This is a genomic window from Mesorhizobium sp. CO1-1-11, from assembly GCF_020164995.1.
Lineage (GTDB): Bacteria > Pseudomonadota > Alphaproteobacteria > Rhizobiales > Rhizobiaceae > Mesorhizobium > Mesorhizobium australicum.
This window is the reverse complement of sequence record NZ_JAIUHE010000002.1, coordinates 174155-188075: the sequence shown is the minus strand read 5'-3', so window position 1 is coordinate 188075 and position 13921 is coordinate 174155. Positions and strand designations below refer to the sequence as shown.

Sequence of the window (13921 nt, the reverse complement as noted above, 5' to 3'; positions counted from 1 at the left end):
AGCCCAAAACAACTGTGTTAATGGCCCCGCGAACGCAATGCATGTCGCCCAAGGCCGTTGAGTGGTTCGGGACGACGGCGTGCACGAATTTGCCCTTCCAACCCTAGGGGAACTCAGGCCATGGCAACAGCAGCGGCGGCGTCCAACAAATTCGAATCCTTCTTCGAAACCACTTTGGAAGATGCCGATCCGGAGATCTTCGGCGCCATCCGCAACGAGCTCGGTCGCCAGCGCCACGAGATCGAACTGATCGCCTCCGAAAACATCGTCTCGCGCGCCGTGCTCGAGGCGCAGGGGTCGATCATGACCAACAAATATGCCGAGGGCTATCCGGGCAAGCGCTACTATGGCGGCTGCCAGTTCGTCGACGTGGCCGAGGAACTGGCCATCGAGCGGGCCAAAAAACTGTTCGGTTGTAACTTCGCCAACGTCCAGCCGAATTCCGGCAGCCAGATGAACCAGGCGGTGTTCCTGGCGCTGCTGCAGCCCGGCGACACTTTCATGGGCCTCGACCTCAATTCCGGCGGACATCTCACCCATGGCTCGCCGGTCAACATGAGCGGCAAGTGGTTCAAGGTCGTCTCCTATGGCGTGCGCAAGGACGACCATCTGCTTGATATGGACGCCATCGAAAAGACCGCGCACGAGACCAAGCCGAAGCTGATCCTGGCCGGCGGCACAGCCTATTCGCGCATCTGGGACTGGAAGCGTTTTCGCGAGATCGCCGACGCCGTCGGCGCCTATCTGATGGTCGACATGGCGCACATTGCGGGCCTCGTTGCCGGCGGTGTGCATCCCTCGCCCCTGCCGCACGCCCATGTGGTGACGACCACCACGCACAAATCGCTGCGCGGCCCGCGCGGCGGCATGATCCTGTGCAATGACGAGGATATCGCCAAGAAGATGAACTCGGCGGTGTTCCCCGGCCTGCAGGGCGGACCGCTGATGCATGTCATCGCCGCCAAGGCGGTAGCCTTCGGCGAAGCGTTGAAGCCGAGCTTCAAGGTCTATGCCGAAAGCGTGGCCGCCAACGCCAAGGCGCTTGCCTCCAGCCTCAAGGAAACGGGCCTCGACATCGTCTCCGGCGGCACCGACAACCACCTGATGCTGGTTGATCTCAGGCCCAAGAACGCCACCGGCAAGCGCGCCGAGGCGGCCCTTGGCCGCGCCAACATCACCTGCAACAAGAACGGCATCCCCTTCGATCCAGAGAAGCCCTTCGTTACCTCTGGCGTGCGGCTCGGCACGCCCGCCGGCACCACGCGCGGCTTCGGCCAGGCCGAGTTCCGCGAGATCGGCAAGCTGATCGCCGAGGTGCTGGATGGGCTCAAGGTCGCCAATTCCGACGAAGGCAATGCCGCGGTCGAGGCGGCGGTCAAGGCCAAGGTCGTCGCATTGACCGATCGATTCCCCCTCTATCCCTATCTCGGTTGATCGCTTATCTCGGTTGACCGGGCGCGAAGCGTCATCTTTTATCCACCGGCATCGCGTCACCCCTGATCGGGTGACGCATCGAACCGGAGAATTGATGATGCGCAATTTCTGTCTTGCTTCTCTCGGCGCCTTCGGTTGGCTGGCCGCCTGCGGCCCCGTTTTGGCGCAGACGCAGCCCGCCGCGGACATGCCTGCCACCAGCACTTTCGGCCGGTGGACGACCATGGTCGATACGCTCGACACCGGCCAGGACGCGCACAAGACCTGCGCGGCTTCCACAGCCTTCTTCGATGCGAGTGGCAATTCGGGCACGCTGACATTGTCGATCTCGACCGGCGACGCGCTGCCGCCCGATGCTTATCCGGCAATCTTGATCACCATCGACAACAAGAGCCTGCTAACTGGCAAGAAGATCGCGGCGACTTTCGGCGATCCCGGCGTCAAGGTTTCGACGACTGTCTATTCCAATGACGCCGTCAACGGCCGTCCGAGCTGGACGATCGACAACCAGGCCAAGACCAGTCTTGCGCTGCTGCGGGCCATGCGCCAGGTTACCTCGCTCGATGTTGCGTTCGGCAAGCAGGCTGTCGCCAGCATTCCGATGGACGGTTTTACAAAGGCCTATCGCAATCTCGGCGCGTCTTGTGGCTTTCCAACCAAGGACGTGGCGCCATAGCGGACTGGCCGGCGCAACTGCTTGCCGTGCTGGCAATCTTCCTCGCGCCTCGCTATCTCTGAGTACGGCAGGCCGTGGAAAAGCGGAACTGCTTCAATCCGCACCGGAAAGGTTCTAAGCCTTTCACCCCACCAGATTCGCGAACCCAAGGCTCTCCATGCGCTGTCCCTATTGCCAGTCCGAAGATACGCAGGTGAAGGATTCGCGCCCCGCCGAGGATGGCGCGGCGATCCGCCGGCGGCGTGTCTGCCCCGATTGCGGCGGCCGTTTCACGACGTTCGAGCGCGTGCAGTTGCGCGACCTCGTCGTGGTCAAGAAGTCGGGACGAAAAGTGCCGTTCGACCGCGACAAGCTGTTGCGCTCGGTCGAGATCGCGGTGCGCAAGCGCAATGTCGACCCCGAGCGCATCGATCGCGCGGTGACCGGGATCGTGCGCCAACTGGAAAGCTCCGGCGAAACGGAAGTGGCCTCGGGCGAGGTCGGCCGGCTGGTCATGGATGCGTTGAAATCGCTCGACGATGTCGCCTACGTGCGCTTCGCCTCGGTCTATCGCAATTTCCGTGAGGCCAAGGATTTCCACGAGCTGCTCGGCGAGCTGAAGGGGGACGAAGAAAAGAGCGAAGAGGACGCCGGCTGAGCATGGCAGCACCGCAACGCAGCGAGGCCGAACAAGCGGCCCTTGACCGCCGTTTCATGGCCGCGGCCTTGCGGCTGTCGCGCAAGAACGCCGGACGCACCTCGACCAACCCTTCCGTCGGCACGCTGATCGTGCGCGATGATGGGACCGGGCCGATGATCGTCGGTACCGGCGTCACCGCCGTCGGCGGCCGGCCGCACGCCGAGACCGAGGCGCTTGCCGAGGCCGGCGAACTCGCGCGTGGCGCAACCGCCTATGTCACGCTCGAGCCTTGCGCCCATCACGGCCGCACACCGCCTTGTGCCAACGCGCTGGTCAATGCCGGCATCGCGCGTGTCGTGGGTGCCGCCAGTGATCCCGATCCGCGGGTCTCCGGCAAGGGTTACGCCATCCTGCGCGAGGCCGGTGTCGAAGTGGTCGAAAAGGTCCTCGCCACGGAAGCTGCCGAACAGATGGCGGGCTATTTGATTCGCTCTCTGAGAAAGCGCCCGGAAGTAATTCTGAAGCTTGCGCTTTCTAGCGACGGCAAGATCGGCAGGGAAGGCGCCGGCCAGGTCGCGATAACAGGCGACATGGCGCGCCGCGAAGTCTACCTGATGCGCGCCGAGGCGGACGCCATCCTGGTCGGCATCGGCACGGCGCTGGAAGATGATCCGGCACTGACGGTGCGTTTGCCCGGACTGGAGAACCGGTCGCCGGCACGCATCGTGCTCGACCGCCAGATCAGGCTGCCGGAGGGCTCGAAGCTGGTGTCGGGCGTCGATCGCGTACCTCTTTATGTGGCGGCTTGCCTGGAGGCCGATCCGCAGCGCCGGGCCGCGCTCGAGCGCGCCGGCGTGCGCTTCATCGGTACGGAGACGCACGAGGGCGGCGTCGCATTGCCGGAGCTGCTCGAGGATCTGGCGGCGCTTGGCATGGCAAGCGTGCTGGTCGAGGGCGGCGCCAAGGTGGCGAGCGCCTTCCTAGCCGACGGGCTGGTGGACCGCATCGTGCTGTTCCAGGGTCCGGAAGCGATCGGCCAAGATGGCATTGCATCGCCTGTCGACGCTGACCATGTCCCCGTGGGTTTTCGCAAGCTGCGCGAGATGCGGTTCGGCGAAGACGGTTACGCCGAATGGATCAGGGATTTTCAGGGATAGCGATCGATGTTTACCGGGATTGTCACCGATATCGGCACCGTGGCCGCCATCAAGCCGCTGCGGGAAGGGATGGGACTGCGCATCGACACCGCCTATGATCCCGAGACCATCGCCATCGGCGCGTCGATTTCCTGCGGTGGCGTCTGCCTGACGGTCACGGCTTTGCCCGACAGCGGCTCGAACGCGCGCTGGTTCGAGGTCGAGGCCTGGGAGGAGGCGCTCAGGCTGACCACGGCGTCCGGTTGGAAGTCCGGCACCAGGATCAATCTGGAACGGGCGCTGAAGATCGGCGACGAGCTTGGCGGCCACATCGTTTCGGGCCATGTCGACGGCACCGCCGAGATCGTTGAACGCCGGGATGAGGGCGATGCGGTGCGCTTCACACTGCAAGCGCCGCGCGATCTGGCGAAATTCATCGCGCCGAAAGGCTCCGTCGCGCTCGATGGCACCTCGCTCACTGTCAACAGGGTCGAGGGCACCCGCTTCGACGTGCTGTTGATCCACCACTCGCTGACCGTGACCACCTGGGGCGAGCGCAAGGCAGGCGACCGCGTCAATCTCGAGATCGATACCATGGCCCGCTACGCCGCCCGGCTGGCGGAGGCGGCGAAAGAGGGGCTTTGATCGCCTGCGGGACAGTCCGACCCACGGCAATCTGATACGCGTCGGGCAATCTTCCGCTTGCGATCAAACCGGCTTCGGCCTAAGTCACCGGCGACTCCGGAGACATCTATGGCTGGCACATCCCAACACGGCAAGGCGTTCATTCGTCCCAAGAAGAAGGCTCACCTCCTCGTCATCGAGGCGCGCTTTCACGACGACCTTGCCGACGCACTGCTCGATGGCGCGACAAGCGCGCTCGACGAAGCGGGCGCGACTTACGACGTCGTCACCGTTCCCGGTTCGCTTGAAATTCCCGCGGTGATCACCTTCGCGCTCGACGGCATGGCCGAAGGCGGGACGGGCTATGACGGCTTTGTCGCACTCGGCACCATTATCCGTGGCGATACCTATCATTTCGACATCGTCGCCAATGAATCCAGCCGTGCGCTCATGGACCTGTCCGTGCAGGACTCGGTCTGCATCGGCAACGGTATCCTGACCACCGAGAACGATGTGCAGGCGTGGACGCGGGCCAAGCGCTCCGAAGGCGACAAGGGCGGCTTTGCCGCGCGCGCGGCGCTGACCATGATCGCGTTGAAGGAACAACTGGGAGCGCAATCGTGAGCGAACCCGCTTCGCCCGGACAGCCCGCGGTGCGCCACGCCAACAAGCGCGGCGCTGCCCGTCTGGCCGCCGTGCAGGCGCTCTATCAGATGGATGTCGCCGGCAGCGGCGTGTTCGAGATCACCGCCGAGTACGAGGCGTTCCGTCTCGGCAAGGAAGTCGACGGCGCGCTCTATCGCGAGGCGGACGCGCAGTGGTTTCGTGCCATCCTGACCGGGGTCGTCGAGAACCAGAAGACCATCGATCCGATCATCCGCCAGGCCCTGACCGACGACTGGCCGCTGTCGCGCCTCGATTCGACGCTCCGTGCCATTCTGCGCGCGGGCGTCTACGAACTGATGAAGCGCGAGGACGTTCCTGTCGCGGTCATCGTCACCGAATATGTCGACATCGCCAAGGCCTTCTACGAGGAAGACGAGCCGAAGCTGGTCAATGCCGTGCTCGACCGCGTGTCACGCCGGGTGCGTGGCGAGGGACGCGGCAAGGACGCTTCGTGACCGCCATCGCCGTCGAGGCGGGCAAGGAGGCGCGGCGCACCGCGCTGATCCTCGCCGCCTCGCAGGCGATCATCGGCTCGGCGGCTCCCATCGCCATTTCCATGGGCGCGCTGGCCGGGCAATATCTGCTCGGCGCCGACAAATCCCTGGCGACCGCGCCGATCACCGGCTTCAATCTCGGTGTGGCGCTAGGCGCCTTGCCCGCGGCCGCCATTATCCGCTGGCTGGGGCAGCGTGGCGGTTTCATGACCGGAACCGTGGTCACCGCGCTCGGCGGGCTGGTCGCCACCCTGGCTTTATTCCACGGCAGCTTCTGGCTGTTCGCGTTCGCGCTGCTCGTCATCGGTGTCGGCGGCGCCTTCGTCCAGCAGTTCCGTTTTGCCGCGGCCGACAACGCGCCGCCGGCGTTCAAGGCCCGCGCCATCTCCTTCGTGCTCGCCGGTGGCATCATCACCGCCATCCTCGGGCCGCAGATCGTCATCTTCACGCGCGAATTATTCGCACCAGTCATGTTTGCCGGTTCCTGCGCCTCGATCCTGCCGCTGGCGGCTGTCGGCGCCGTCATCCTGTCGTTCCTTCGTTTGCCGTCGAGGACCGCGAGCAAGGTGGACGTTGCCGACGGCGATGCCCGACCCCTTTCCGAAATCGTCACCAAGCCGCGTTTCGTCGCGGCGCTCTTCTGCGCCGTCGGCAGCTACGCGCTGATGAGTTTCGTCATGACCGGCGCGCCGCTCGCCATGGTGGGCTGCGGCCTGTCGGAGGACGATGCGACGCTGGGCATCTCCTGGCATGGCATGGCGATGTTCGGGCCGAGCTTCTTCACCGGCTCGCTGATCCATCGCTTTGGCGCCGAGCGCATTGTCGCCATCGGCCTGCTGTTGCTGATCGGCTGTGCCGTCGTTGCCTTGTCGGGCCTGGCGCTGTGGCAGTTCTGGGCGGCGCTGATCCTGCTCGGCCTCGGCTGGAATTTCAGCTTTATCGGCGCCACCGCCATGGTGGCGGCCAGCTACCACCCTTCCGAAAAGGGCAAGGTGCAGGGCTTCCACGACTTCGTCCTGTTCGGCTCCGTCGCCTGTGCGTCGCTGATGTCGGGCATGGTCTACAACGCCTGGGGCTGGACGATGCTCAACTGGATGATCTTTCCAGTCGCCGCACTTTGCTTCGTGGCACTCGGCGCGCTGAAGATCACAAGCTTGCGGCCGGCTTGACGCGAATTCGAAAGCTATGCGTCCGGCGGCAGAACCTGAAGCACCCGCGCTATGAACATATGGAACTCAGCCATGTAATTGCGCAGGAAATCCTCAGTGGATTCAACCGTCACCTCGCCGTCATCCGTGATCAGTCCCGGCGTGAACTGGATATAGGCTTCGGGCGCATTCATCTGCGGTGAGTTGCAGAAACTCAGCACGCTGCGGAGGCTTTGTTGGGCGACAGCGGTCGCGATCGCGCCCGGCGATGTTCCGATGACGGCCGACGGTTTGCGCGCGAATGAATTCTTGCCGTAGGGGCGGCTGGCCCAGTCGATCGCGTTCTTCAGTCCGCCGGGGATCGAGCGATTATACTCCGGGGTGACGAACAGCACGGCCTGGACGGAGGCGATCGCCTTTTTGAAAGCCTGGGCGGCCGGCGGGAAATTGGCGTCGTAGTCGTAACTGTAGAGAGGCAGATCCTTGAAGCCGATTTCCGTCATTTCGAGCTCGGGAGGGGCAAGTTGAACAAGCGCCTTCGCGAGCTTGCGGTTGATGGATGCCTGGGCAAGGCTGCCGATGAGATAACCGACCTTGTGTATGGCCATGACACGCTCTCCGTGTTTGCCGCCACCCTCGTGGCATTATTCACCCGATAGCGGCCAATCGCCAGCCCGCTGTTGCCGCCAGGCCCAAATCGGCGCGTCCGGAACAAAAATATTGCGCTGGTCCCCCTTCTTATGAAACCGTGTGCCCCGACTGGCCGTTGAAGCCATGCTCATATGCGGCCACCGCATCCGGTTCACAGCAAGGGGTTTCACAATGTTTTCAGTCAAGGTTCTGGCCAGCGCGGCAATCGCGCTCGCCATCACGGCGGCTTCCGCGAGCGCTCAGGTCGTCGTCTCCTCGAAGATTGACACCGAGGGTGGCGTGCTCGGCAACATTATCCAGCTCGTCCTCAACGCCAACAACATCAAGACCACGGACCGCATCCAGCTCGGCGGCACGCCCGTGGTGCGCAAGGCGATCACCGCCGGTGAGATCGACATCTATCCCGAATACACCGGCAACGCCGCCTTCTTCTTCGAGAAGGCCGATGATCCCGTGTGGAAGGATGCCGCCAAGGCCTATGAGACGGCCAAGAAGCTCGACTACGACGCCAACAAGATCGTCTGGCTGTCACCGGCGCCGGCCAACAACACCTGGGCGATCGCCCTGCGCAAGGAAGTGACGGACGAGAACAAGCTCGTCACGCTGTCGGACTTCGGCAAATATGTCGCCGGCGGCGGCAAGGTGGTCCTGGCGGCCTCCGCCGAGTTCGTCAATTCGGCGGCAGCCCTTCCGGCCTTCCAGACTACCTACGGCTTCACGTTGAAGCCGGACCAGCTGATCACTCTCTCGGGCGGCGATACGGCGGCAACCATCGCGGCGGCCGCCAACCAGACCAGCGGCGCCAATGCTGCCATGGTCTACGGCACCGACGGGGGCATCGCGCCATCGGGCCTCGTGGTGCTGACTGACGACAAGGGCGTGCAGCCGGTCTATCAGCCGGCGCCGATCATCCGCGAATCCGTGCTGAAGGAGCACCCGGAGATCGAAACGCTGCTGAAGCCGGTCTTCGCCAAGCTCGATCTCGTCACGCTGCAGGAACTGAACGGCCGCGTGCAGGTCGGCGGCGAGCCGGTCAAGGGCGTCGCCGAGGACTTTTTGAAGAAGAACGGGTTTTTGAAATAGCGACGCGTCGATAGCGACGTCAGGGCGAGGCGCCTTATGACCCCGCGTTTCGATAAGCTCGGCGTGGTCATCGCTGCACTCGCTGCTTACGCCGCGTTTCTCGCGCCATTCGCCACCTTCCGCGCCAACCGCATCGTTCCCGGCCAGGCACGCTCTATCGTCGAGGCGCTGCCGCAGGCTATAGGGCCGTTGCTGCTCGCAATCATTGTCGCGGCGGCAATCATCGCGCTCCTCAAAACGCCGCTCGTCTTGCGCCTTGCGGCGAGCATCGTGACGCTTGTCGCGCTGGCGCTGCTCATCGGCGTCGCCGGCACATTCCTCACTCCAGCCGGCAATACCTTTGCTCGGGTCTCGCCGGCATCCGGCTTCTGGATTCTCATCTTCGCCTTCACGCTTTTGCTCGCCGACGTGCTGACCCGGCTCAACCTGTCGCCCTCGGCGCGCGTCGGCGTGCTTGTCGTTGCGGCGCTGGTCATCGGCTTGCTGCTGATTTCGGGACGCTGGGACAGCCTCTCGATCCTCAAGGAATACTCCAACCGCGCCGACAGCTTTTGGGCCGAAGGCTCCAAGCATGTGACCCTTGCTCTCGGCTCGTTGCTTGCCGCCGTGATCGTCGGCCTGCCGCTCGGCATCCTGTGCCACCGTGTCGAGAGCCTGCAGGCCGGCGTCCTCAACGTCTTGAACATCATCCAGACCATTCCCTCGATCGCGCTGTTCGGGCTGCTGATCGCGCCGCTTGGCTGGGTCGCGGCCCACGTTCCGGGGGCCGCCGCGCTCGGTATCAGGGGCATCGGCACGGCGCCCGCCTTCGTCGCCCTGTTCCTCTATTCGCTGCTGCCGGTGGTGGCCAACACCGTGGTCGGCCTTGCCGGCGTGCCGCGTGCGGCCAATGACGCGGCGCGGGGCATGGGCATGACGGGCCGCCAGCGCCTGTTCGGTGTGGAGTTTCCGCTGGCCTTTCCGGTGATCCTCACCGGCATCCGCATTGTGCTGGTGCAGAATATAGGCCTTGCCACCATCGCCGCGCTGATCGGCGGCGGCGGTTTCGGCGTGTTCGTCTTCCAGGGTGTCGGCCAGACGGCGATGGATTTGGTGCTGCTTGGCGCAGTGCCGACCGTGGCACTCGCCTTTGCCGCCGCCATCATCCTCGACGCCGTGATCGAAATGACCGCCACCAAGCGCAGGGTTGAAACGGCATGATCGAAATCGAAGGCATCACCAAGCGCTATGACGCGACCACTGTCGTCGACGACGTCTCGATGGTCGTCGAGCCGCGTACGGTCTGCGTCATTGTCGGCACCTCGGGGTCCGGCAAGACGACGCTGCTGCGCATGATCAACCGGCTGGTCGAACCAACCGCCGGCGTCATCAAGCTCGATGGTGCCGACAATCGATCGGTGCCGGGGTACGAACTGCGCCGCAGCATCGGCTACGCCATCCAGGGCCACGGCCTGTTTCCGCATCGCACGGTGGCGCAGAACATCGCTACCGTGCCGGTGCTGCTTGGCTGGGACAACGCACGCATCAAGTCCCGCGTCGACGAGCTGATGACGCTCTACCAACTCAACCCCCAGGAATTTGGGCCGCGCTACCCGCATGAACTGTCCGGCGGCCAGCAGCAGCGCGTCGGCGTTGCCCGCGCGCTCGCCGCCGAACCCAACGTGCTGTTGATGGACGAGCCGTTCGGCGCACTCGACCCGATCATCCGTACCAAGGCGCAAGAAGATCTGCTGGCAATCCAGAAGCGCTTCGGCACCACCATCATCCTCGTCACTCATGACATGGAGGAGGCCGTGCACATGGGGGACAAGATCGCGGTGATGGATGCCGGCAAGCTCGTGCAATATGCAAGGCCGGCGGAGATCCTGGCGAACCCGGCCAGCAGCTTTGTCGAAACCCTGGTCGGAGCCAGCGAAAAACCATTCAGGCTGCTGTCGCTGGGGCGGGTACGCGATGCGGTGGAGCAGGGCGGTGCCGAAGGCGAGGCGATCCCCGGTGACGCCAGCCAGCGTGACGCGCTCGCGGAACTTCTCTGGTCCGGCAAGCCGGCGCTGCCGGTGAAGGGTGCCGACGGCAAGCCGATCGGCCGCGTCACCGTCGACGGACTGATCAAGCGCGCGGCGAGGCCGGCATGAAGGCCTGGCTGCCGCTGCTGCTCAGGCTTGCGCTGGTGGTGTTGCTTGTTGCCTTCATCACCAGTCCGGGGTGGTTCGAGCCGTTGCTGAAGCCGCTGACCGAAAACAACGCTCCCGTAATCTACAACCAGGGCAGTCTGCTGACGCTGACGCTGCTGCATCTGCGTACCGTGTTGATCGCGACCGTCGCGGCCACCATCGTCGCGGTGGCGCTCGCCATCCTCGTCACCCGGCCGGCGGGCGTCGAATTTCTGCCGTTGTCGCGCAGCCTGGTCAACATTGGCCAGACCTTTCCGCCGGTGGCGGTGCTGGCGCTCGCCGTGCCGGCTGTCGGCTTCGGCGAGAAGCCGACGCTGATCGCGCTGTTTCTCTATGGACTGCTGCCGATCTTCGAGAACGCACTGACCGGGTTGACAACGCTGCCGGCCAACGTCGTCGAGGCGGCGCGTGGCGCCGGCATGACCGGCTGGCAAAGGCTCACCAAGGTCGAGTTGCCGCTCAGTGCACCGATCATCCTCGGCGGCATAAGACTGTCCGTGGTGATCAGCCTGGCCACGGCCACCATCGGCTCGACTGTGGCCGCAAAGACACTCGGCGAGGTGATCATCGCCGGCCTGCTATCCAACAATCTCGCCTTCATCCTGCAGGGCGGCCTGATCGTGGCGGCCCTTGCCGTGCTGATCTATGACGGACTGTCGGCGGTAGAGCGCTACACGGCGCGCCGGATGGGCCGCGAAGCGGAATGATCCTCGGGGAGACCGGGGGTCTTGCCCCGGATGGTTCCCTAGCGCGATTTCAATCGATCTAAATCGAAGGCCCTTTCGGCTCTGCCGTCGCGGTTTTTGTCTTTTGGGCAAAAGCCGGGCAAAAACCGAACAATATCTTGACGTTCGCGGCCCTGTTTCGCATACACCGATGCGAAGAGGTGGATTCCGCGCGCGGAATCCGGTCTTTGTCTCAACGGCCCAGGGAGGGGTTCTTTTGGGCCAACAATCGAGGAAAATTCGGCAATGACCATTATTTCCGCCGTCATCGCCTGCGGCCTGCTTTCAATCCTATACGCCATCTGGGCGACACGTTCGGTCCTCGCGGCCGATCAGGGCAATGCACGCATGCAGGAAATCTCCGCCGCCATCCGCGAAGGCGCCCAGGCCTATCTGGCGCGCCAATACACCACCATCGCCATCGTCGGCGTGGTCGTGCTCGTGCTCGCCTGGTGGCTGCTGTCGATCACCGCCGCCATCGGCTTCCTGATCGGCGCCGTTCTGTCGGGTGCCGCCGGCTTCATTGGCATGCATGTTTCGGTGCGGGCCAATGTACGCACCGCGCAAGCGGCTTCCAACAGCCTCGCCGCCGGCCTCGACATCGCTTTCAAGTCGGGTGCCATCACCGGCATGCTGGTGGCCGGCCTCGCTCTGCTGGGCGTCTCCATCTATTATCTCGTCCTGACCCATTTCATGGGTCTTCAGCCCAACGATCGTATCGTCATCGACTCGTTGGTCTCGCTCGGCTTCGGCGCCTCGCTGATCTCGATCTTCGCCCGTCTCGGCGGCGGCATCTTCACCAAGGGCGCCGATGTCGGCGGCGACCTGGTCGGCAAGGTCGAAGCCGGTATTCCGGAGGATGATCCGCGCAACCCGGCCACCATCGCCGACAATGTCGGCGATAATGTCGGCGATTGCGCCGGCATGGCCGCCGACCTGTTCGAAACCTATGCGGTGACGGTTGTTGCCACCATGGTTCTGGCCGCCATTTTCTTCGGTGGCACCGCTGTCCTCGGTGCGGCGATGCTGTATCCGCTCGCCATCTGCGGCGCCTGCATCCTGACCTCGATCGTCGGCACCTTCTTCGTCAAGCTCGGCTCCAACGGCTCGATCATGGGCGCGCTCTACAAGGGCCTGATCGTGACCGGCCTGCTGTCGATCGTCGGCCTCGGCGTCGCCACTTCGGCCACGCTCGGCTGGGGCGAGGTCGGCACCGTCGCCGGCATGACGATCACCGGCAAGAACCTGTTCATCTGCGGCCTGATCGGCCTCGTGGTGACCGGGTTGATCGTGGTGATCACCGAGTACTACACCGGCACCAACAAGCGCCCGGTCAACTCCATCGCCCAGGCGTCGGTGACCGGCCACGGCACCAACGTCATCCAGGGCCTCGCGGTCTCGCTGGAATCGACGGCACTGCCGGCAATCGTCATCGTCGGCGGCATCATCGCCACCTACCAGCTCGGCGGCTTGTTCGGCACGGCGATCGCCGTCACCACCATGCTCGGCCTCGCCGGCATGATCGTGGCGCTCGACGCCTTCGGTCCGGTCACCGACAATGCCGGCGGCATTGCCGAAATGGCGGGCCTTCCCAAGGAAGTGCGCCACTCCACCGACGCGCTCGACGCGGTCGGCAACACCACCAAGGCGGTGACCAAGGGCTACGCCATCGGTTCGGCCGGCCTCGGCGCGCTGGTGCTTTTCGCGGCCTACTCGAACGACCTGAAGTTCTTCGCCGCCAATGGCGACAAATATCCCTACTTCCAGGGCATGGGCGAAATCTCCTTCGATCTCTCCAACCCTTACGTCGTCGCCGGCCTGATCTTCGGTGGCCTGATCCCGTATCTGTTCGGCGGCATCGCCATGACGGCGGTCGGCCGCGCGGCGGGCGCCATCGTCGAGGAGGTGCGCAAGCAGTTCCGCGAGGATCCGGGCATCATGGCCGGTACGTCCAAGCCGAACTATGCGCGTGCGGTCGATCTCCTGACCAAGGCGGCGATCCGGGAGATGATCATCCCGTCGCTGCTGCCTGTGCTGGCGCCGCTCGTCGTCTATTTCGGCGTGCTGCTGATCTCGGGCTCGAAGGCGTCCGCCTTCGCCGCGCTCGGCGCCTCGCTGCTCGGCGTCATCGTCAATGGCCTGTTCGTCGCCATCTCGATGACCTCGGGCGGCGGCGCCTGGGACAACGCCAAGAAGTCGTTCGAGGACGGGTTCACCGACAAGGACGGCGTCAAGCACCTCAAGGGCTCCGAGGCACACAAGGCTTCGGTGACCGGCGACACCGTCGGCGATCCCTACAAGGACACCGCCGGCCCGGCGGTCAACCCGGCGATCAAGATCACCAACATCGTGGCGCTCCTGTTGCTGGCCGTGCTCGCGCACGGCTGAGCGGGAGCGGTTGAATAACCCGCGGGGAGCGATCCCCGAGGGTTATTCATGTCAGCTGACTGGTCGCTTGGTCCGGCATCTGGGCGCCGCGTGCGCGACAGCC

At 64.4% G+C, this 13921-nt stretch carries 14 protein-coding genes; 13 read left to right on the top strand and 1 reads right to left on the bottom strand.

Features of this window, described 5'->3' with window-relative positions; translation table 11 throughout:
* Positions 1 to 120: 120 nt before the first annotated feature.
* The 8 genes from glyA (at position 121) to LB554_RS02890 (ending at position 6818) form a co-directional block, all read left to right on the top strand.
* Positions 121 to 1434 carry a serine hydroxymethyltransferase gene (glyA, locus tag LB554_RS02925; RefSeq protein WP_015318249.1) on the top strand — a complete coding sequence of 438 codons (1314 nt, stop codon included), beginning with the start codon at positions 121 to 123 and terminating at the stop codon, positions 1432 to 1434.
* A gap of 97 nt (positions 1435 to 1531) precedes the next feature.
* A complete protein-coding gene (locus LB554_RS02920; protein WP_015318248.1) occupies positions 1532 to 2110 on the top strand; it encodes a hypothetical protein in 579 nt (192 codons plus the stop codon).
* A 157-nt stretch (positions 2111 to 2267) separates the two neighbouring features.
* Positions 2268 to 2747: a transcriptional regulator NrdR gene (gene nrdR / locus LB554_RS02915; RefSeq protein WP_015318247.1), complete on the top strand. Its 480-nt coding sequence runs from the start codon at positions 2268 to 2270 to the stop codon at positions 2745 to 2747.
* 2 nt (positions 2748 to 2749) lie between these two features.
* Positions 2750 to 3886 carry a bifunctional diaminohydroxyphosphoribosylaminopyrimidine deaminase/5-amino-6-(5-phosphoribosylamino)uracil reductase RibD gene (gene ribD, locus LB554_RS02910; RefSeq protein ID WP_140823667.1) on the top strand — a complete coding sequence of 379 codons (1137 nt, stop codon included), beginning with the start codon at positions 2750 to 2752 and terminating at the stop codon, positions 3884 to 3886.
* 6 nt (positions 3887 to 3892) lie between these two features.
* A complete protein-coding gene (locus LB554_RS02905; protein WP_224583055.1) occupies positions 3893 to 4510 on the top strand; it encodes a riboflavin synthase in 618 nt (205 codons plus the stop codon).
* Between the two features lie 108 nt (positions 4511 to 4618).
* On the top strand, positions 4619 to 5113 hold the full coding sequence (gene ribH / locus LB554_RS02900; RefSeq protein WP_140617055.1) for a 6,7-dimethyl-8-ribityllumazine synthase: 495 nt from the start codon (positions 4619 to 4621) through the stop codon (positions 5111 to 5113).
* Complete coding sequence (nusB, locus tag LB554_RS02895) at positions 5110 to 5610, top strand: transcription antitermination factor NusB (RefSeq protein ID WP_015318243.1); 501 nt, start codon at positions 5110 to 5112, stop codon at positions 5608 to 5610. Before ribH ends, nusB begins: the two co-directional genes overlap by 4 nt.
* Positions 5607 to 6818: an MFS transporter gene (locus LB554_RS02890; protein WP_224583053.1), complete on the top strand. Its 1212-nt coding sequence runs from the start codon at positions 5607 to 5609 to the stop codon at positions 6816 to 6818. Before nusB ends, LB554_RS02890 begins: the two co-directional genes overlap by 4 nt.
* A gap of 14 nt (positions 6819 to 6832) precedes the next feature.
* On the opposite strand, the gene LB554_RS02885 is transcribed toward LB554_RS02890, so the two are convergent.
* Positions 6833 to 7405 (bottom strand): NADPH-dependent FMN reductase, encoded by a 573-nt coding sequence (locus LB554_RS02885; RefSeq protein WP_023773263.1) that lies wholly within the window; start codon positions 7403 to 7405, stop codon positions 6833 to 6835.
* 214 nt (positions 7406 to 7619) lie between these two features.
* Here LB554_RS02885 and LB554_RS02880 point away from each other — a divergent pair, with 214 nt between their 5' ends.
* The 5 genes from LB554_RS02880 (at position 7620) to LB554_RS02860 (ending at position 13818) form a co-directional block, all read left to right on the top strand.
* The gene (locus LB554_RS02880; RefSeq protein ID WP_140718225.1) at positions 7620 to 8531 is read left to right on the top strand and encodes an ABC transporter substrate-binding protein; all 912 of its coding nucleotides are present in this window, start codon (positions 7620 to 7622) and stop codon (positions 8529 to 8531) included.
* 36 nt (positions 8532 to 8567) lie between these two features.
* Positions 8568 to 9731 carry an ABC transporter permease gene (locus tag LB554_RS02875; RefSeq protein WP_224583051.1) on the top strand — a complete coding sequence of 388 codons (1164 nt, stop codon included), beginning with the start codon at positions 8568 to 8570 and terminating at the stop codon, positions 9729 to 9731.
* A complete protein-coding gene (locus LB554_RS02870) occupies positions 9728 to 10666 on the top strand; it encodes an ABC transporter ATP-binding protein (protein ID WP_224583048.1) in 939 nt (312 codons plus the stop codon). The genes LB554_RS02875 and LB554_RS02870 overlap by 4 nt, the downstream gene beginning before the upstream one ends.
* Complete coding sequence (locus LB554_RS02865; protein WP_015318237.1) at positions 10663 to 11412, top strand: ABC transporter permease; 750 nt, start codon at positions 10663 to 10665, stop codon at positions 11410 to 11412. The genes LB554_RS02870 and LB554_RS02865 overlap by 4 nt, the downstream gene beginning before the upstream one ends.
* 264 nt (positions 11413 to 11676) lie before the next feature.
* A complete protein-coding gene (locus LB554_RS02860; protein ID WP_015318236.1) occupies positions 11677 to 13818 on the top strand; it encodes a sodium-translocating pyrophosphatase in 2142 nt (713 codons plus the stop codon).
* Positions 13819 to 13921 lie beyond the last annotated feature (103 nt).